This is a genomic window from Candidatus Pelagibacter communis (assembly GCF_012932795.1).
Taxonomy (GTDB): Bacteria; Pseudomonadota; Alphaproteobacteria; order Pelagibacterales; family Pelagibacteraceae; genus Pelagibacter; species Pelagibacter ubique_S.
On sequence record NZ_LANA01000001.1, the window covers coordinates 742,978 to 763,172 of the forward strand.

22 protein-coding genes and 1 pseudogene are annotated in these 20,195 nt (G+C 31.3%); 16 read left to right on the forward strand and 7 right to left on the reverse strand.

Going from position 1 to position 20,195, the window contains the following annotated elements; all coding sequences use genetic code 11:
- A complete protein-coding gene (locus tag VP91_RS03895) occupies positions 1–297 on the reverse strand; it encodes a TIGR03643 family protein (protein WP_169036121.1) in 297 nt (98 codons plus the stop codon).
- 127 nt (positions 298–424) lie between these two features.
- Here VP91_RS03895 and VP91_RS03900 point away from each other — a divergent pair, with 127 nt between their 5' ends.
- The 16 genes from VP91_RS03900 to VP91_RS03975 all read left to right on the forward strand — a co-directional run bounded on the left by VP91_RS03900 (position 425) and on the right by VP91_RS03975 (position 14,746).
- Positions 425–1,039, forward strand: coding sequence for a LysE family translocator (locus tag VP91_RS03900; RefSeq protein ID WP_169036122.1), 615 nt, complete (start codon positions 425–427; stop codon positions 1,037–1,039).
- An 80-nt stretch (positions 1,040–1,119) separates the two neighbouring features.
- Positions 1,120–2,355 (forward strand): amino acid ABC transporter substrate-binding protein, encoded by a 1,236-nt coding sequence (locus tag VP91_RS03905; protein WP_169036123.1) that lies wholly within the window; start codon positions 1,120–1,122, stop codon positions 2,353–2,355.
- Between the two features lie 84 nt (positions 2,356–2,439).
- Complete coding sequence (locus VP91_RS03910) at positions 2,440–3,333, forward strand: branched-chain amino acid ABC transporter permease (protein ID WP_169036124.1); 894 nt, start codon at positions 2,440–2,442, stop codon at positions 3,331–3,333.
- Positions 3,333–4,382, forward strand: coding sequence for a branched-chain amino acid ABC transporter permease (locus VP91_RS03915; protein ID WP_169036125.1), 1,050 nt, complete (start codon positions 3,333–3,335; stop codon positions 4,380–4,382). Before VP91_RS03910 ends, VP91_RS03915 begins: the two co-directional genes overlap by 1 nt.
- The gene (locus tag VP91_RS03920; RefSeq protein ID WP_169036126.1) at positions 4,379–5,119 is read left to right on the forward strand and encodes an ABC transporter ATP-binding protein; all 741 of its coding nucleotides are present in this window, start codon (positions 4,379–4,381) and stop codon (positions 5,117–5,119) included. Before VP91_RS03915 ends, VP91_RS03920 begins: the two co-directional genes overlap by 4 nt.
- On the forward strand, positions 5,119–5,904 hold the full coding sequence (locus tag VP91_RS03925) for an ABC transporter ATP-binding protein (RefSeq protein ID WP_169036127.1): 786 nt from the start codon (positions 5,119–5,121) through the stop codon (positions 5,902–5,904). The genes VP91_RS03920 and VP91_RS03925 overlap by 1 nt, the downstream gene beginning before the upstream one ends.
- The gene (locus VP91_RS03930) at positions 5,904–6,602 is read left to right on the forward strand and encodes an AzlC family ABC transporter permease (RefSeq protein WP_169036128.1); all 699 of its coding nucleotides are present in this window, start codon (positions 5,904–5,906) and stop codon (positions 6,600–6,602) included. Before VP91_RS03925 ends, VP91_RS03930 begins: the two co-directional genes overlap by 1 nt.
- A complete protein-coding gene (locus VP91_RS03935; RefSeq protein ID WP_169036129.1) occupies positions 6,603–6,926 on the forward strand; it encodes an AzlD domain-containing protein in 324 nt (107 codons plus the stop codon).
- A 36-nt stretch (positions 6,927–6,962) separates the two neighbouring features.
- Entirely contained in the window at positions 6,963–7,880 is a 918-nt protein-coding gene (glaH, locus tag VP91_RS03940; protein WP_169036130.1) for a glutarate dioxygenase GlaH, read from the forward strand.
- A 205-nt stretch (positions 7,881–8,085) separates the two neighbouring features.
- Positions 8,086–8,763 carry an outer membrane beta-barrel protein gene (locus tag VP91_RS03945; RefSeq protein WP_169036131.1) on the forward strand — a complete coding sequence of 226 codons (678 nt, stop codon included), beginning with the start codon at positions 8,086–8,088 and terminating at the stop codon, positions 8,761–8,763.
- Positions 8,764–8,852: 89 nt separating this feature from the next.
- On the forward strand, positions 8,853–9,620 hold the full coding sequence (locus VP91_RS03950; protein ID WP_169036132.1) for a pyrroline-5-carboxylate reductase: 768 nt from the start codon (positions 8,853–8,855) through the stop codon (positions 9,618–9,620).
- A gap of 6 nt (positions 9,621–9,626) precedes the next feature.
- Positions 9,627–10,421, forward strand: coding sequence for an ABC transporter ATP-binding protein (locus VP91_RS03955; RefSeq protein WP_169036133.1), 795 nt, complete (start codon positions 9,627–9,629; stop codon positions 10,419–10,421).
- On the forward strand, positions 10,421–11,128 hold the full coding sequence (locus VP91_RS03960) for an ABC transporter ATP-binding protein (protein ID WP_169036134.1): 708 nt from the start codon (positions 10,421–10,423) through the stop codon (positions 11,126–11,128). Before VP91_RS03955 ends, VP91_RS03960 begins: the two co-directional genes overlap by 1 nt.
- Position 11,129: 1 nt before the next feature.
- A complete protein-coding gene (locus VP91_RS03965) occupies positions 11,130–12,140 on the forward strand; it encodes a branched-chain amino acid ABC transporter permease (protein WP_169036135.1) in 1,011 nt (336 codons plus the stop codon).
- A gap of 35 nt (positions 12,141–12,175) precedes the next feature.
- Positions 12,176–13,507 carry a branched-chain amino acid ABC transporter permease gene (locus VP91_RS03970; protein WP_169036168.1) on the forward strand — a complete coding sequence of 444 codons (1,332 nt, stop codon included), beginning with the start codon at positions 12,176–12,178 and terminating at the stop codon, positions 13,505–13,507.
- Positions 13,508–13,582: 75 nt separating this feature from the next.
- On the forward strand, positions 13,583–14,746 hold the full coding sequence (locus tag VP91_RS03975) for an MFS transporter (RefSeq protein WP_169036136.1): 1,164 nt from the start codon (positions 13,583–13,585) through the stop codon (positions 14,744–14,746).
- Positions 14,747–14,850: 104 nt separating this feature from the next.
- On the opposite strand, the gene VP91_RS03980 is transcribed toward VP91_RS03975, so the two are convergent.
- From VP91_RS03980 to VP91_RS04005, 6 genes and pseudogenes are all read right to left on the reverse strand, one after another.
- Positions 14,851–16,044 (reverse strand): ABC transporter substrate-binding protein, encoded by a 1,194-nt coding sequence (locus tag VP91_RS03980; protein WP_169036137.1) that lies wholly within the window; start codon positions 16,042–16,044, stop codon positions 14,851–14,853.
- A gap of 75 nt (positions 16,045–16,119) precedes the next feature.
- The gene (locus VP91_RS03985; protein ID WP_248289217.1) at positions 16,120–16,977 is read right to left on the reverse strand and encodes a DMT family transporter; all 858 of its coding nucleotides are present in this window, start codon (positions 16,975–16,977) and stop codon (positions 16,120–16,122) included.
- Between the two features lie 4 nt (positions 16,978–16,981).
- Positions 16,982–18,463 carry an aldehyde dehydrogenase gene (locus VP91_RS03990; RefSeq protein WP_169036138.1) on the reverse strand — a complete coding sequence of 494 codons (1,482 nt, stop codon included), beginning with the start codon at positions 18,461–18,463 and terminating at the stop codon, positions 16,982–16,984.
- Positions 18,464–19,246 carry an alpha/beta fold hydrolase gene (locus VP91_RS03995; protein ID WP_169036139.1) on the reverse strand — a complete coding sequence of 261 codons (783 nt, stop codon included), beginning with the start codon at positions 19,244–19,246 and terminating at the stop codon, positions 18,464–18,466.
- Between the two features lie 4 nt (positions 19,247–19,250).
- Entirely contained in the window at positions 19,251–19,838 is a 588-nt protein-coding gene (locus VP91_RS04000; RefSeq protein WP_169036140.1) for an amino acid synthesis family protein, read from the reverse strand.
- A pseudogene (locus VP91_RS04005) lies at positions 19,838–20,195 on the reverse strand (LLM class flavin-dependent oxidoreductase); the annotation flags it as partial. The pseudogene VP91_RS04005 and the gene VP91_RS04000, both read right to left, overlap by 1 nt.

Sequence of the window (20,195 nt, forward strand, 5' to 3'; positions counted from 1 at the left end):
TTATAAATAATCATTCTTTTTAATTTTACTAGTAATTTCTTTTCTGGAATACTCAAATTTTTTTCTGTGTTTTATACTTTTTTGATTAACTCTTTTTCTCCATAATCTGAAAGATATAGGCTTTATAGATCTTCTCATAATTTTGATAACTTCAGATTCTGTCTTTCCTGTCTTTTTTTCGATCTCCTCAAAAGTGACCCGGTCTGCCCAGGCTGCCCAAATTATCCAATCTGGGTCATCGATGTTCGGCTCAGGATTTTTAACTCTAGTAATGGGGGTGTGACCTTTTTTTTTCATAAATCCTTTATATTTGAAAAAAATGATTAATGCATTTTATTTAAGGTCGTGATATGATCTAATTTAGATAGTCCATCTTAGCCATCTTTAGCTCCCGGTTTTTTTGGACTATCCTAAAAATCCAAAAATGTTTCCTATAAATTATTTCCTTTTTTTACAAATAATTTTATTTTTATTTATCACACCTGGAACACCTAGAATTGTTATCATTTCTTATTCAATGAATTATGGAGTTCAAAAATGTATTTGGACAGCACTTGGAGACATTACCGCAAATTTTATTCAAGCCACTTTAGTAATTTTTGTTCTTGGATCTTTTTTTGTCGATAATCCAAATTTTTTAAATATATTTAAGTGGATTGGGATAGCTTACTTACTTTATCTTGCTTATGATCTTTATAAATCTAGACCAAAAGATATAAATTCAAATAATATTTCATCAAAAAGTTTTTTTTCTTTCTTTAAGGATGGTTTTTTAGTTGCAGGAACAAGTCCTAAGGCTTGGATGTTCTTTCCATTAATCTTTCCACAGTTTATTGACTTTAATTCAAATTATATTGTTCAATTTTTTATTTTAATCACGACGTATGTTGTATTAGATTTTTTATCTCTAGTTGCTTACGCATTACTCGCTAGAAAATTAATTGTGTGGATAAAAGCAAATCCAAAAACTATTAATACAATTTCAGCGTGCGTATTAATAATAATCGCATTAATCATAGCTTTTATTCAAAAATATTAAGTCGCATTTTTTAATAGATACTTGTTTGTTTTTTGATTTAGGAGTTAAATAATTTTTTAAATTTAACAAAGGAAATAAAAATGAAAATAAGAAATATAATAATTACTTTTGTTTCTGCACTAGCATTATTATTATCTACATCTGTAACATCTTTTGCAAAAGTTGTTGGAGACAAGATAATTTTAGGATCTGCTATTTCATTAACTGGAAAATACTCATCTAATGGTGTTCATACTCAGAATGGTTACAACATGGCTGTAGATAGAATTAATAGCATGGGTGGAATAAAAGTTGGTGGAAAAACTTATAAGTTTGAAATCATTTACTATGATGATGAGTCAAATCCTAAGAGAGCAGCTCAACTTGCAGAAAGATTAATCTCACAAGATGGTGTTGAATATATGCTTGGGCCTTATAGTTCAGGTTTAACAAAAGCAATCGCCCCTGTAACAGAGAAATATGGAGTTCCAATGGTAGAAGCCAATGGTGCTTCAAGATCTTTATTTACAAAAGGTTATAAATATCTGTTTGCAGTGCTTGCACCGGCAAATTTATATCTTGATGTAGCTATAGATTTAGCGGTTGAAAAAAATGGTGGTAAGCCAGTTACAGTTGCAATGGCTTTTGAACAAGATGCCTTTTCTCAAGATGTTAGACTTGGTGTTTTGGAAGCAATCGAAAGAACAGGATCTAAAAAAGTAATAGATGACAAGCTACCGAAAGAACTTAATGATATGGCGGCAACTTTAGCAAAAGTTAAAGCTGTTAAACCAGATGTTCTTGTGGTTTCAGGTCATACTAAAGGTGCTTTAACAGCTGTTAGACAGATTGCTGAAATGAAAGTTGATGTACCAATGCTTGCGATGACACACTGTGATGCTGCGAAATTATCAAAGCAACATGGTAAAAATTCACAGTACGCATTATGTGCATCTCAGTGGCATAAAACTCTTACTTACAAAGATAATTTCTTTAAGGATGGTATGACTTATGATGCTGACTTTTCTAAAGAGTTCGGTTATGCACCTCCTTATCAAGCTGCTGAATCTTCAGCTGCTTTATTGGTATTTAAAGACGCATTTGAAAGAGCAAATTCCTTTGACAAAGTAAAAGTTAGAGATGCTCTTGCAGCCACTGATATGCAAACTTTTTATGGAAACATAAAATTTGCAAAGGGTGGACAGAATACTGATAAGCCAATGGTGTTATTCCAAGTAATGTGTGATGGGGATAAATGTGAAAATAAAGTTGTAGCTCCTACTAAATGGGCTTCAGCCGAGTTGATACATCCAATTCCTTCTTGGTCTAAAAGATAATATCTAAAATGTAAAATGCTCCCTAGAAATAGGGGGTATTTTTAAATAAAAGTTTTAAAATTATTTAAAAAGTTTCAAATATTTATGGATCTACTTATATTTAAAGTACCGATATTAATGGTGCAAGCATCTTTAGACGGAATATTACTCGGAATTTTGTTTGCACTTATTGCTTATGGAATGGCTCTTCAATGGGGAGTAATGAATATTATTAATATTGCCCAAGGAGATTTAGTAATTCTTGGTGGTTACATTACTTATTTTATGTACCTTTCAGGTATACATCCAGCTTTAGGAGTAATAGTTGCTCCAGCCATAATGTATTTTGTAGGTGTAGGTCTTTACAAATTAGTGATAAATAAAGTTGTAGATAGAGATTTATTCATCTCAATACTTGCAACATTTGGAATTAGTATACTTTTCATGCAGTTAATGAACTTTGCATTTGGTGCAGATGTCGTGCTTGCTAACTCTGAATTTGGAACAACTATGTTGTTTAATAACTCAGTAACACTTCCAAATTCTAAATTGTTTTCAGCGCTTATTAGTATTATTTTTGCAATAGGGCTTGTTATTTATATGAAAAAATCAAAACTAGGTCGTGCAATTAGAGCTACTGCTCAAAACGCAAGAGCAGCTAAAATTTTAGGAGTTGATACGGAAAAAGTTTATGCAGCTACATTTGGAATTAACGCAGCACTTTGTGGTGTAGCAGGTTCATTAGTTGCTATTACATTTACAATTCATCCATATATGGGATTACCTTATACAATTAGATCGTTTATGATCGTTATTATAGCGGGTCTAGGAAATTTACCAGGGGTTGCTGTTTCAGGTATGGGTTTAGGAGTGTTTGAAGAATTTGCTGATTATATTCTAGGAACAGAATTTAGAATTGGCTCGGTATTCTTATTGTTAGTTTTAATTTTAGTTTACAGAAGATTTAAATTATCTAAAAAAAGAGAGTATTTAAAATAATGAATAAAAATATTATTTTATATTCAGCATTATTAATTTTTGGTGTACTTGCACCATTTATGCTACCAGCTTTCAAGGTTCAGCTATCAATTCTTTGTATATTAATTGTTCTAGCTCTAACTTGGAATATTCAAGGTGGTGAAATGGGCTATAACTCATTTGGAAATATTCTTTTTTATGGCCTTGGAATGTATATTTGTGCTTCTGCTCAAGTTGGTATGTTTTTTCCATTAGCTGAATGGACTGAAAGTGGTGGGGAAAAAACTTTTGTACATTCACCTACTCAGTTTTTCCAAGGTATGGCATTTGGTCTTCTACTAGCAGCAATCATACCAACAATAGTTGCTGGTTTGATTGGTTATGCGATTCTTGGACTTAGAGGACATTATTTTGCAATTTGTACCTTAGGTTTAGGTGTAGCTGCTGGTGAAATTTCAGGTGGGATTGAAATTATTGGAGCAGGGCAAGGATTCACAACTCCTCCATTTCCAAATGTAGGAAGCTTGGAGTCGAGAGGACAGTTTTTTTATTTTTTAAGCTTTATAGTACTCGTATTAACTTTTATTACTGTAAAATCAGTTTATTCAACTCGATTTAGATTAGTTCTTAATGCAATAAGAGATAATGAAGATAAAGCTGAAGCAATGGGAATTCAAACAATGAAGTATAAAATTATTGGATGGATGATTTCTGCATTTTTCTGTGGGTTAGCCGGTGGTATCATGGGTGGATTAGTTGGTTATATTGACTCAACTGATGTTGCTTTTGATGGAAGAGAAATGGGAGTGTTTATGGTTTTAATGGCAATACTTGGTGGTAAGGGAACATTATGGGGACCTGTTATCGGTGCCACTTTGTTTCATTTGTTTAAAGAGGGTTTCTGGACTTACTTCTTAGGCTGGCAGTATGTTGCTCTTGGAGTTTTAATTGTTGTAATTGTAATTTACTTCCCTGAGGGACTAATGGGATGGCTTAGAGAAAAATATCCAGAAAGGTTTGGCGAAGTTGTAGACGAAGCTGATCGTAAAGCACAGGTGGAATTAAAATGAGCATCTTAGAAGTAAACAATGTCAGTAAATCTTTTGGAGGTGTAAAAGCAAATGTTGATATTTCGATGTCAGTCGAAAAAGGAAAAATTGTTGGTTTAATTGGACCAAATGGATCAGGCAAAACAACCTTATTCAACTCTATTGTTGGAACTTATCCTGTAGACAGCGGATCTATAAAATTCAATAATAAAGAAGTATCTGAGTTACCAGTTCCAGTTATAGCAAAACTTGGTTTGTTAAGAACATTTCAACAAACAAGAATTTATGGAAAGTTAAATTGCATTGATAATATGCTAATTAGCCATAAAGGAAGTGATGAAAGTTTAATTACAATATTTTCTAAAATTCCTAAAAACTTAACGGATAAAGCAGAAAATTTATTGAGTTTTGTTGGTCTTTATCAAAAAAGAAAATTGAGAGCTGGAGATCTATCTTTTGGTCAGCAAAAATTATTAGAGCTTGCAATGGCTTTAATGAATGAGCCGGAAATGCTCTTATTAGATGAACCGACAGCTGGAATTAATCCAACTTTGATAAATGGAATTATAGATAGATTAATTAAAGTAAATCAAGACTTTGGTATAACTCTTTTGGTTATTGAACATAACATGAAAGTGATCATGCAATTAGCAGAAGATATTTTTTGTTTGGCTCATGGCAAAATGCTAGCTAATGGGTCTCCAGACGAAATTAAAAATGATAAGCGTGTAATAGATGCTTATTTAGGAGCGCAATAATGTCAAATCAATATGAAGTATTAGGAAAAGCACCTACATCAGATGATTTAAAGAAATTATCTACAAATGAAAATCATTTAAAAATTAAAAATTTAAATGCTGGTTATGGAAAAATGGAAATTTTACATAACTTTGATTTATTTATAAATAAAGCTCAGTCCTTATGTTTAATTGGACCAAATGGTGCAGGAAAATCTACAATTCTTCACTCCATATATGGATTTACAAATATTTTTTCAGGTCAAATTGAAATTGAAGGAAAAGAAATAACAAATTTATCACCTGCTGAAAAACTAAAATCATGTGGGATAGCTTATATCCTACAAGATAATTCTGTTTTTCCAGACATGACAGTAGAAGAGAATTTATTAATGGGTGGCTACATTAAAGAAAGTACTGATGAGTCTTATCAAGAAGCTGAAAGAATTTTTGAAAAATATGAAAGATTAAGAAATAGAAGAAATCAGCCTGCAAAAGTTTTATCAGGTGGAGAAAGAAGATTATTAGAAATTTCTAGAGCATTAGTTATGAAGCCATCAGTTTTATTAGTTGATGAGCCATCAATTGGTTTAGAGCCCAGATATATTGATATGGTATTTGAAATTTTAAGAGATCTTCAACAAACTGAAAAGAAAACTATAATTTTAGTAGAGCAAAATGCTAAAAAAGGATTAGAGTTTGCAGATATTGGTTATGTTTTAGTTTCAGGCCAAACTGCTATTGCTGGCAAAGGGGATGATTTATTAAATAACCCTGATGTTGGTAGACTTTTTCTTGGTGGCTAATGATTAATATTAATTATTTTTTAAAAGGTTTTTTTTGCATTAAATCAGCAAACAGTCCTGCAATTGCACTGTTTGCAAGTTTTGTAGCTGTTGGAGCTTTATTCAAAAGTATTGGTCTTAATATTCAAGAAAGTATTCTTTCAACTTCTTTAACATATGCATTGCCTGGTTCATTAATAATGGCTGAGTCATTAATTGTAGGAGCATCTTTATTAAATATTTTTTTGGCTGTTTGGTTGGTTAATGCAAGACTTTACCCAATGACTGTTTCTCTTTTTCCATTACTAACTCATAAAAGTCAACCAAGACTAAAATACTACTTAGCTTGTCACTTTATTGCAGTTTCTGCATGGTTGATAATGAAGGAAAATTATAAATCTGTTGATAGAAAATATCGCTTAGATTATTGGATTGGTGTAGGTGCAGCAAACTTATCAGTTGCAGTTTTAGCTACTGTATTTGGTTTTCTTATAGCAGATTATCTTAGTAAAGACATGATGATAGGTTTGGCAATAGTGAACCCTGTTTACTTTATATGTGTAATGGTTGCAGCAATGAAAACTATTCAAATGAGTTTAGCTGTAATATTAGGTTCTGTGTTTGGAATTTTATTTTACTTTGTATCACCTGAATGGTGCATATTGTTTGGTGGCTTTACAGCTGGTTCGCTAGCATTTTTTATAGGAGAATTATATTAAATGGCAATTAATGTTCTACTTGCAATTTTAGCAACATCTTTAGCAACCTATCTTTCAAGATTTCTTGGTGTCATTACATCTAAAAAAGTAAAAGAAAATTCAAAAATTTTTAAATGGTTTAATTGTCTAGCGTATTCAACTTTATCAGCATTACTTGCAAGAATAATTATCTTTCCTGCTGGGGCATTAGCTGAAGTTGATTATTTAATAAGATTTATTGTAGTTTTTGTTTGTTTAATTATATTTTTAATTTCAAAAAAAAACTTTGTTTACCCAACAGTTTTATCTGCCCTGTTATTAACTCTTTTAAGTTCAAATTTATAGAATTGCTTTTTCTATTAAGTTTAACTAACATTAGTTATGCAAAAAATAGATGATTTTGAAATATCACAGCATGAAAAATCTAAAAGAATTATAAATATAAAAATTGATGACAAGATACTAGAGAAATTAATATTCCCATTTAATAAATTTGATATTACTGCTCTAGAATACAAACCATTCACAAGATTCACTCTTGCAAAGAGTTTAGATGATTTAACAGATAATAAGTTGAGCAAACTAATGAATTTAATTGTTAGAGATAGAGACACAGGCTGTTTTATAATTGGACCAAAAAATATTAGTTCAAAAATTAATGATGCCTTTTTAGTTAAACTATCAACAGCAATTGCATATTTAATAGGTAACCCAAATCATGATGCGATGGCTGGTAAATATTATGCAAGATTTTTTGTGAAACATGAGGATAAAAGTGACTCATACCTAAGAAAAGCTTACACAAATATGGATCTTCACACTGATGGCACCTATGTAAAAGAGATTACAGATTGGCTATTAATGACAAAAATTGAAGAAAAAAATGTAGAAGGGGGAGAAACGACGATGCTTCATCTTGATGATTGGGAACATTGTGATGATTTATATAATGATCCTGTTGGTAGACAAAACTTTATTTGGGGCTCTCCTAAAAGTAAAAATATAGGATATAAAATTGAACATCCTATTTTTTCAACTGATGATAAAAGTAAGCCACATATATCTTACATTGATCAATTCCCTGAGCCTAAAAATATGCAACAAGGAATTTTTTTACAAAAATTATCTGATAGTTTAGAGGAAAGTAAGAATAAAGTGATAACCAAACTAAGTCCTGGGTCAATAGTTGTCGCAAATAATTATTTTTGGCTGCATGGAAGAAAACCTTTTAAAGAGAATAAGGATTTAAGTAGAGAATTATTAAGAATCAGGGGAGCTTTTTTTAGGAAATCTAAATAAGCTGGATTATATATCAATCAAAGGTTGTATATTTAATTGTTAAATGATCATTCTAAGAATGCACGTTTATAAAGACTTATTTAGTGATAATAATACAACAATCAGAATATAATTTATTTAATAACAATAAATAGTAGTAAATTTAATTAAATTTAATAAACATAGCTCTAATTATATAATTAAAACTAAATATAAAGGTTAAAAAATGAATAAATTTAAAATAATTGCTGCTTCATTGTTGATAGCATCTATGAGTTCGTTTTCTTCTATGGCTGCAGGAATTTCTGAAGGCTTTAGAATTGGATTAGGTATTTCAGACACTGAAGTTAATGGTTCAGGTACTGAAAGATTAAGAGATGGTTCAGGTACAGTAACTACTATAAAAGGTGGAAGTGACACTGCAACTACTTCTGCAAACACTACTATTGGACACGTGTTCGCTGAAAAAACTTTTTCAAGTGGAATGACAATTGGTCTTGATTACATTCCAGGTGAAGCTGATGTAGCAACAAAAAGTAGAGCTGACGATGACATCGAAAGTGCTAATGGAAACAAAGCATCTGCAGTTGTTAGTAAACACCTAACAGTTTATGGATTAATGCCTTTGGGATCTACTCCGTTTTTTGTAAAAGCTGGAGTAATTTCAATGGATGTTGAAACTAATGAAAAATTAAATACAGGTTCATCATATGGTAACACATCAGTAAATGGTATTGTTGCTGGAATTGGTGCCCACTTTGAGAGAGACAATGGTTTGTTTGGAAGAGTAGAAGCAAATATGGCTGAGTATGAAAATCTTACATTAAAATCAGATGGTGGAAACACAATTGATGCTGATCTAGATACTACAGCAATTAAATTCTCAATTGGAAAATCATTCTAATTAATAATTTAATATTAAAATTTAAAGCCCCTTTATTAAGGGGCTTTTTTTTTATCTAAAAATAAAAGTTAACTGATATAGTAATTTTTATGAAATTAGGTTTTATAGGTACAGGTAAAATCGCCTCATCAGTAATAATAGGAATTTGTAGTTCAAAAATTTCATTTACTAAGATTTTTATATCTCCTAGAAATAAAAAAATTGCAGCAAATTTAAAAAAAAAATTTAAAAAAGTTATTATTGCTAAAAATAATCAACAAATAATAGATAATTCTAATTGGGTTTTTTTGTCGATTACACCAACAGTTGGAAAAAAAATTCTCAAAAATCTTAAGTTTAAATCAAATCACACTATTATTAGTTTTATTTCAACTATAACTTTGGCCCAACTAAAAAGAGCAATTAAAGTTAAAGCAAAAATAGTAAGAGCAATACCACTGCCTCCAATTTCATTAAAAAAAGGTCCTGTACCTATTTGCCCTCCTAATAAAAAAGTTAAAGAATTTTTCAATAAAATTGGGACGACAGTTGAAATTAAAAATGAAAAATCCTCAAAAAACTTTTGGACTACTTCTGGAATGATGGCACCTTTTTATGAAATATTAAGAGTGATGACTGATTGGTTGGTAAAAAAAGGAGTTAAACGAAATAATGCGCAAAAATATATAACTTCTTTATTTTTAGCTTTATCAGAAGATGCAATTGTAAATTCTAAAAAAGATTTGAAATATCTAGTTAAAGAATCTCAAACTCACAAAGGACTAAATGAACAGGGAGTTAAAGAACTAACAAAAGCTGGTTTTTATAAATCTTTAGAAAAGACACTCAACAATGTACATAGAAGATTAAATAAATAAAGTTCTATGGAGCGAGAACAGAATATCTTACAAATTAAAAATCTATCTAAGTATTTTGGTGGATTAGCTGCAGTTTCTGATTGTTCACTAAAAATTAAGAAGGGCTCTATTACAGGTATCATAGGACCTAACGGATCAGGCAAAACTACATTATTTAATTTAATAGCTGGAAATTTAAAATCTTCTCAAGGAAGAGTATCATTTAATAATGAAGATGTAACTGATGTTCCATCATATGAATTATTTTCAAAAGGTATTTTAAGGACATTTCAAATAGCGCATGAGTTTACTAATCTTTCTGTGCTTGAAAATTTAATGATGGTTCCAGCAAATCAATCTGGTGAAAATTTAATAACAGCTTTATTAAAACCAAGTTTAGTTAGAACTGAAGAACTTGCCATAAAACAAAAAGCTCAAGATGTAGTTAATTTTTTGAATCTTACACATTTATCAAATGAATTAGCTGGAAACTTATCAGGTGGTCAAAAGAAATTACTAGAACTTGGAAGAACCATGATGGTTGATGCTAAACTTGTGTTGCTTGATGAAGTAGGAGCTGGTGTTAATAGAACATTGCTAAAAGATTTGGGTACTGCAATTCTTAAGCTAAATAAGGAAGAGGGTTATACTTTTTGTATGATCGAACATGATATGGAATTTATAAGCAGATTGTGTGATCCTGTCATTGTTATGGCAGAGGGATCTGTTTTATTTGAAGGAACAGCTGAAGATGCCAAAAAGGATGAAAAAGTTATCGAAAGTTATTTAGGTAGAGGATCAAAACTAAAGGATGAAAACTAATGGCTTTTTTTGAAGGTTTAAAAATGACAGGTGGTTATGGTAATGGACCTGATATAATTAATTCTTGTTCAGTTGATGTTAATAGAGGTGAGATAGTATCGATTCTTGGACCTAATGGTGCAGGTAAATCAACTGCTATGAAAGCAATGTTAGGTCTTTTAGATTTGAAATCTGGATCAGTTATAATTGATGGCAAAGATATTTCAAAACTTTCGCCACAAAACAGAGTAAGAGAAGGTATCTCGTTTGTACCGCAGACAAAAAATGTATTTTCTGGAATGAGTGTTGAAGAGAATTTAGAAATGGGTGCTTATTTGAGAGATGATAATTATCAAAACGTTATAGAAGAAATTTATGAGTTATTTCCTATACTTAGAGAGAAAAGAAATCAGTTAGTTGGAGAATTATCAGGTGGTCAAAGACAACAAGTAGCTCTTGGTAGAGCATTAATGATAAAGCCATCTGTTTTAATGTTAGACGAACCAACCGCTGGAGTTTCTCCAATTGTAATGGATGAATTATTTGATCATATAATTAAAGTAAAAAGAACTAATGTTGCAATTTTAATGGTTGAGCAAAATGCCAAGCAAGCACTTAATATTTCTGATCGAGGATATGTATTAGTTACTGGTGAAAATAAATATTCAGGCACAGGAAAAGAATTATTAATCGACCCAAGAGTAAGAAGCTCTTTTTTAGGTGGATAATATGGATTTTTTAAACGCAATTATATTATTATTAAACTACATTTTTGTACCAGCTCTTACTTATGGTTCTCAATTAGCACTAGGTGCGATATTTGTAACTTTAATTTATGGAATTTTAAGGTTTGCAAACTTTGCAACTGGAGACATGATGGCTTTTGGTACAATGGTTACTATTTTAATTACCTGGTACTTTCAATCAAAAGGAATCTCCTTAGGTGTTTTACCAACAGCCCTCCTTGCCATCCCCTTTGCCATAATTTTTATGATTGGTTATATGCTCTTTATAGATAAATTTGTATTTAGGTACTATAGAGTTCAAAAAAGCCCACCAGTTCAACTTGCAATGGTTAGTATTGGTGTAATGTTTGTAACACAAGCAGTAGTTAGAATAATAATTGGTCCATCAGATAGAAGGTTTTTTGATGGAGAAAAATTTATTATTAAAGCAGGTGAGTTTAAAGAAATGACAGGACTGAATGAGGGTTTAGCTATTAAATCCAGCCAGGTCATAACTATATTTGTTACACTTGTATTGGTTTCCATTTTGTTTTGGTTTTTAAATAAGACTAAAACAGGAAAAAGTATGCGTGCTTATTCAGACAATGAAGATCTTGCTTTATTATCTGGAATTGATCCAAAAAGAGTAGTTATGATTACATGGATTATTGCAGGTATTTTAGCAACTATTGGTGGAGCTTTATATGGTTTAGACAAAAGCTTTAAACCATTTACCTACTTTAATAATATGCTACCAATTTTTGCTGCTGCAATTGTTGGAGGAATTGGAAACCCTTTTGGAGCATTTTTAGGGGGTTATGTCATAGCTTTTTCAGAAATATTCCTCACCTATGCTTATAAAAAATTCTTTATGTATGTTTTACCAGAAAGTATGGAGCCAGAAACATTAGTGCAATTATTATCTACTGATTATAAATTTGCTGTATCATTTTCTATATTGGTAATTGTTTTGCTTTATAGACCTAATGGAATATTTAAAGGGAAAGTATTGTGAAAAAGTACTTAAATGTAATTACAGCCTATACCATAATGATGGGTTTAATTATCTTAGTTGGAATATTTCAATCATGGAATGTTGCTCTATCAATTTTTAACATGTGTTTGATTTCTGCAGTGATGACCATGGGTGCAAATATTCAATGGGGATATGCAGGACTAATTAATTTTGGTCTCATGGGTTATGCGGCATTAGGTGGATTGGCTGCAGTTTTAATATCAGCTGAACCAGTAAAAGAAGCATGGGTTGCTGGGGGCTTTAATATTCTAATGTGTTTGTGGTTAATAGTGGTGATGATATTTGCAATTCGATTTGTATTAAAATATTTTAAAAAATCAAAGTTTAGAACTTATGGTATTGCAGCAATTATTATTGCTGGAATTGTTATTATAAGAATAACATCAGAGCCAAGCATTGAAGCTATTGAAAGTGTTAATCCAGCAACGACAGGATTTCTTGGTGGATTAGGGTTGCCAATTATGTTTTCTTGGATTGTTGGTGCTTTTTTTGCAGGAGGTCTAGCTTTTGTAGTTGGAAAAGTTGCGCTTGGGTTACGTGCAGATTATTTGGCTATTGCAACACTACTTATTTCTGAAATTGTTATAGCTATCATTAAACACGAAGATTGGTTAACGAGAGGTGTTAAAAATGTAATTGGATTAGATAGACCAGTGCCTTATGAGGTTGAACTTCAAACAAAAGAATGGTTTATAAATCTAGTTGCAAAATTTAACTCTGGTAAATTAGATTTAATCGGAAGTATATCTGATAAACAAGCAGCTCTTAATCAATTAGTTATTGAAGGATCATCAGTATTTGTAAAACTTTGTTATTCAGGATTGTTTTTAATGGTGGTAATAGCTCTTTTAATAGTTACTCAAAAAGCTCTTTACTCTCCATGGGGAAGAATGATGAGAGCAATAAGAGATAATGAAGAAGCAGCAAATGCTATGGGTAAAAATGTTGTTAAGCAGCATTTATTAATTTTTATTTTAGGGTCAGCAATTGTTGGAATTGCTGGTGCAATGTTAGTTACTCAAGATGGTTTGTTTACACCAGGTAGTTATAGACCAATGAGATATACATTTCTTATTTGGGTAATGGTAATTGTTGGAGGTAGTGGGAATAATTTTGGTGCAATTTTAGGAGGCTTTGCCGTTTGGTTTTTATGGATTGAGGCAGCGCCAATAGCATTATTCTTAATTAATTTATTTACAGCAGGTTTAGCAGATACGCATTCGCTGAAAATTCATTTAATTGAAAGTGTTCCATATTTTAGGTATTTAATGATGGGTATGGGTCTTTTATTGATCATGAGATATCGCCCTAAAGGTATACTTCCTGAGAAAATCGAAATAAAATAAAAAAATTATGAAATATATTATACTTGGAGCTGCAGTAGCATGGGCTATGTACATTGGTGACAAATATTTTTTTTAATGAACAAAAATTTATGGTTGCTGATTTTAAGTCAGGTTTTTGCTTTCACAGCAGCACCCGTAACAGTTTTTTTAAGTGGAATAATTGGTTCTCAATTTAGCCCAGTAAAATCTTTAGCAACTTTACCGATGGCTTTATCAATTGTAGGTATAGCTATTTTTGCAATTTTTGCTGCAAAGGTAATGAGTGTAATTGGACGTAGAGCAGGCTTTATGCTTGCTTCTGTAGTGAGCTCTATGTCATCTCTTCTAGCTGCTTACGCAATAATTAATGAAAGTTTTATTTTGTTTAATTTTTCATGCTTTTTACTTGGAGCAGGAGTAGCCTTTAGTCATCAATATCGTTTTGCAGCTGTTGAAACAGTAAAAAAAGATATGGCACCTAAGGCAATATCAATAATATTATTAGCTGGAATAGGTTCAGCTTTTATAGGACCAAATGTTGCTAATATAACAAAAGATATTATAGCTGAACATTTATATGCTGGATCTTATATTGCACTTGCAGCTTTAACTCTTACTTCAACAATTTTTTTATTATTTTATGAAGATGGACATAAACCAAATCGTGTTAATAAAAAAATTAAGCGCAGTTATTTAGAATTAATTTCTCAACCAAGATTTCTACAAGCTTTAGTAGCTTCTGCGTTTGCCTATGCTGTGATGTCATTTTTAATGACTGCAACTCCAATAAGTATGCATGTAATGGAAAAAATAAGTTTAACTAAAACAGGGTTTGTAATTCAACTTCATATTGCAGCAATGTTTTTGCCATCATTAGTTACAGGTAATTTGATAAGAAGATTTGGTCACAGTAAAATAATGTATGCAGGTGTTGCTTTATTTTTAATAACAATTTTGACTAGTCTTTTTGAACAAAACTTTGTTAATTATTTAATTGCTCTGATATTTTTAGGATTTGGCTGGAATTTTTTATTTATATCTGGAACTAGTTTATTAGTTCTGTCTTATAGGGAAGATGAAAAATTTAAGGCACAAGGCTTTAATGATTTAATTGTTTATTCTATTCAAGCAATATCAAGTTTATCAGCAGGAGTTTTCTTAGCATTAACAAGTTGGAAAACAATGAATTTAATTTGTTTAATCTTTTTAGCTATAATTATTTTATCAACACTAAGGGCAGATTTTAGAGAAAAAAGATAAGGTGGATTTTTTATCTTATTTTAAGTTAGTTTACTAATAATTTTTAAATTAAAAAAAACCCGCAGCAATTTTCACTGCTGAGGGTTTTAAAATTAAGATATTAACTATCTTTGTTTTTTATTTTTAAATTTTCCACCTTTAATTTCTTTTTCTAAGAAAGAACCCTCAGCTTCACCTACGCTAGTAAAAGAAACTCCAGTTGCACCTTCGTAGTCAACTTTTTTACCTTTTGCTAACAAATCTAAAGCTTTTTGAAGCTCACCTGGATAAATTTTAGTTCCAGGACCATTAGCAACATCCATTACGTTTTTTGCAATAGAAGCTCTATCAGCTGATCCACCTGCTTGCATAGCTAGTACGATTAAAGCTGCTGCATCGTAAGATTCACCAGTATATGGTCCTGAAGAGTCAATACCAGCTGCTTTTGCAACAGTTGTAAAAGTACCTGCTGTTTTTTTATTCATTGAACCAGGCATTGAACCAAAAGATTTATTTAAATCTTTTCCAAAAGTATCAGTTAAAGACTCACCAATCATACCATCAGATAAAATAAATTTATCAAACGCACCAGAGTCTAAAGAGCCTTGTATAATTCCTTTTCCACCTTGGTCTAGGTAACCAATTACAGCAACCGCATCACCACCTGCTGCAGCTAAAGTAGCTACTTCAGATGAGTAATCAGCTTTTCCATCTTCATGAGCTGATGTAGTTGTTACTTTAATACCATGAGCTTCAACTGCTGCTTTATAAACATCAGCCAAACCTTTTCCATAGTCATTATTTGTGTAAGTAATAGCAACACTCTTAATTCTTCTGTCTTTTGTAATATCAGCTAAAACTTGTCCACCTCTAGCATCTGAAGGAGCTGTTCTAAAAAAGAACCCCTTGTCATCTAAAGTTGTAAGTCCTGGTGATGTTGCAGATGGTGAAATCATTACTACACCATTTGGTACAGCAACGTTTGATGCAATAGCACCAGTTACACCTGAACAATCAGCACCCATAATAGCTGCAACACCCTGCGCAATAACACCTTCAGCTGCCGCAGTTGCTGCTGCCGAGTCAACACAAGTTGAGTCTGCTCTAACTACTTCAATTTTTTTTCCACCTAAAAGTGATCCTGAGTCAGAAGCTTCTTTGAAAGCAAGCTCTGCAGATGCAGCCATAGCTGGTGTTAGGGATTCAATAGGACCAGTAAATCCTAAAATAATTCCCATTTTAATCGCATGTCCGTCTGCGAATAAGTTTGATGTAAAAGTCGACACAAACATAAATGCAGCAATAAATAGTTTTTTCATTATTTTCCTTTTTTATTGTTAAAAATTTATAAAAACTGATTTAATTATGATTAATCAAATATTTCAATCGATAAATTATCTTATTTTACTAAGTAAAAAGACTGAACTTAGGACAATTATACTACCAACTAGAAATAAAATTGTGGGAATTTCACCGAATATTAAAAAAGTTAGTCCAATCCCAAAAATTGGAAACAAAGAGTAAGAGGGAAAAATTTGACCAACAGTATAAAATTTATATAGATAAAACATTAGTAAGTGAGCACCCAAAGAAACAACAATTGCTTGATAGAAAATTAATAACCAAGAATTAAAATTAATAGATAAGATATTATTAACTGTATCACCCTCGATAAAATAAGAGATTATTAATAAAATTATAAAACCAAACAAACCTGTAAATGCATTAGTTAAACTTATATCTAAACTCCTTAATTTTCTAGAATAGACTTGAGCTAAACCAAAAGATAAAGCCATTAAACTTGCATAAAATAAACCTAAAAGATTGTTAGCTAATTTTGGATCAAAAAATATTATTAGAGTCCCAATAAATGAACTAAAAATCAATATCCATTTTTTTGAATTTATATTTTCATTCAAAATCATGGCACTTGCTAGGACTCCAAAAGGAATTGCAAGTTGTGATCCTACTATTACGGGAGATATAATTGATGAATAGTAGAGTGATAAAGTCATAAATGAGTAAACCATAACACCCATAAAAATAGAAAAAGCTACTAACGAATAGATATATTTTTTTTCTGGTATTTTAAATTTCCAAAAAGGTATTAAAAAAATTAACACCAATCCCATTCTAAGTGATGCCATTAGAATTGGAGGAACTGAGTCATTCAAGACTAGTTTTGTAATAGGAAAAGCACTTCCATGTGCTACAGCTATAAAAAGTAAAATTAATAAATGCTTTAAAGGCAAATGATTATCCCATTGTAAATGGGTCAGTCATCGGTTTGTCCGAAGAATTATACCATGTAGTTTTTATCCTTGTGTATTCTTTAACCGACTCGATACCAGCTTCTTTACCATAACCACTATCTTTAATGCCACCAAAAGGTGCCATTGGTGAAATTAATCTATAAGTGTTTACAAATACTATTCCAGCTCTTACTGCTTTAGAAACTCTCATTCCTCTTCCAAGATTTGTTGTATACACTCCAGAAGATAAGCCATATTTGTTATCATTCATTTGTTTAATTGCTTCTTCTTCAGTATCAAATTTCATTACAGATAACACTGGACCAAATAATTCATTTTCTGCTGTAGGTAAATTATGATTTTTACATTCAATTATTGTAGCTGGGAAATAATAGCCTTTATTCGATATACTTGATCTTTTTCCACCACATTTAACTTTCCCACCTTGTTCGATAGTAGCTTTAATATTTTTTTCAATATTTTCTAATTGCTTAAAACTATTTAAAGGACCCATTTGGGTATCCTTATCCATTGGAGCGCCTAGTTTTATTTTTTCTGCTTTAGCTACTAACTTATCTAAAAATTCATCATATATACCTGACTGAATGTAAAGTCTTGATCCTGCAATACAACTTTGACCACTTGCACCAAAAATTCCTGCAGTAATTCCATTTAGTGCATTTTCTTGCTCAGCGTCATTAAATACTACAACTGGACTTTTACCACCAAGTTCCAAACTTACTTGAGATAAATTTTCAGCAGAATTTTTTATAATATGTTTTGCTGTTTCAGGTCCACCAGTAAAAGCTATTCTTTCAACAAGATCATGTGCAGTCAAGGCTTTGCCACAAGGTTCTCCTAAACCAGTAATCACATTCACAACTCCTTTGGGAATTCCAGATTTATCAACTAACTTTGCAAATTCCAATAAAGTAACTGGAGCAAGTTCTGATGCTTTTATAACTACTGTATTTCCCATTGCTAATGCAGGCGCGAGCTTTACAGCGGTTAATAACATTTGAGAATTCCATGGAATAATTGCTGCAACTACACCAATAGGTATTCTAGTTGTTGTAACTTGCATATCTGGTTTATCTATTGGAACAACAGTTCCTTCAATCTTATCAGCAAGGCCTGCAAAATAATCATAATATTCTGCTATATAATTAGCCTGTGTCTTAGTTTCCCTAAAAATTTTTCCTGTATCTTTAGTTTCAATAGCACCAAGGTGTTCAGCATTTTCTCTTAATTGATTTGCTAAAGATCTTAAATATTTAGCTCTATCCCTTGGATATAAATTCGCCCACGATGTTTCAAAAGCTTTTTGTGCAGCTTTAACTGCTCTATCAACATCCTTTGTACTTGCTTCAGGTACAGTTGCCCACACTTCATTATTCTCTGGGTTTAAAGTTTCAATAGTTTTACCAGATTCTGAGTCAATCCATTGACCATCTATATACATTTTAAAGTTTTGAATTTTTGTCATTTAACTATTGATAAAATTTTTAAGATTTATATTTACATCATCTGCACACTCTATACTACAAAGATGTTTTCCATTATTTATCTCAGTAAAACTTGAGTTTATTAGATCTTTAGATAAAGATTTTGACATCTCAACTGTTGAACCTGAGTCATCTGATCCTGTCATTACAAGAGTTTTAGTTTTTATATTTTTTATCATATTTACATCATCTTGATGATACGCGAATAACTTATAAGCTTTTAAAAAATTTAAATGATCCTCACCATCTTTTGTCAAAATTTTTATAAATTGATCATAAATTTCCGGGTGTTTATTTAAATATTCATCGGAAAACCATCTCTTTAGTGCTTGTTTTGAAATAGGTTTGTTTAACTTGGCTTGTTCAAATCTTTCTATAACCAAACCTCTTTGTTCTATAGTTCGTCCATATGTAGTTCCAATTAACGTTAAAGTTTTTAATTTATCCTGGAATTTTGAAGCGAAGTTTAATGCTATTAAAGAACCTAAAGAAAATCCAATGAGATGAATTTTATCTATTTTTAAAAAATTTATTAAATCATTTAATTGGTTTGAAAAATTATTTAAAGTAACATTTGCTTGACTGTAAGGAGTTTTTCCATGACCTAATAAATCATAAGTAATTATTGAATGATTATCTAAAGAATTAATTTGAGGCTCCCACATTTTATGATCTAATCCAACACCATGAATAAATACTAATGGATCTGTGTTATTATCAATGAATGAGTAATAATTTTGATTTGGATCAAAATTGTGAGGCATTAATTTATTTAGGGTCTAGTCCCATTTCCTTCATATCTTGATATCTGTCACCAGTTCTTGCATGTGCCCTGCCACTTGAGGCTCCACCGATAGCAATAACAATTTCATCATCAAAAGGAGCGTCATGTATAGTAAATTCATGAGTTAGATAATAAGGTCTTAACCCAGAATCTGTTTTATGCATCATTGGGATGGATATTTTTGATCCAGCAGGGCCCCTGGTATTAGTAAAGCTTAAATAGGATGTTCCACCAACAGCGTCTCTAAATTTATTTCCAAATCTTAAAGTGTGAATAAATGCAGAGGCATGTTCAATTTCTCCATTCAAACCCACAGTTCCAGCCTTACCGTAGGCTAAAATTTTTTCTGCTGAACCAATTTCTTTGATTAGTTCTGGAACTAAGATATCTCCAAGCCTAGGAGCCAAATCTAAAATGATTGGTTTTAAATCTTCAACAAAACCTTTTCCACTCCATGGATTTTTAAAAACAGCTGCCACTGAGACAAGTAGAACAGGTTCTTTAGCTTCTTTACCACCTTCAATGAAAGTTTTATCTAGAAATTTTGTAAACTTTCTAAGTTCCAGTTTCATTAACTTGCTTTTTCTATACTTGAATTATCTAAATTAATCTTCGGTATAACTTCATCATTGAACAGTTTTATACTTCTCATACAAGCCTCATGATCTATCCCAGGAAAATTAGACCACACTTGTAAGTTTTGTAAATTCAATTCAGATTTTAATTCATTAATTTTATTGACCACATACTCCGGAGTTCCAAACAAAAGGTTTCTTTTATGAAGAAAATCATAATTAAGCAAGTCTAGCTTATGTTTAGTTTCAGGCAGTTCTTCATCTGGATCCATATGATTACCTAATCCTCTCCAGTGACAAACCCATTTCATATAATTAATAATATGTTCACCAGCCATTTTTTCAGCTTCTTCC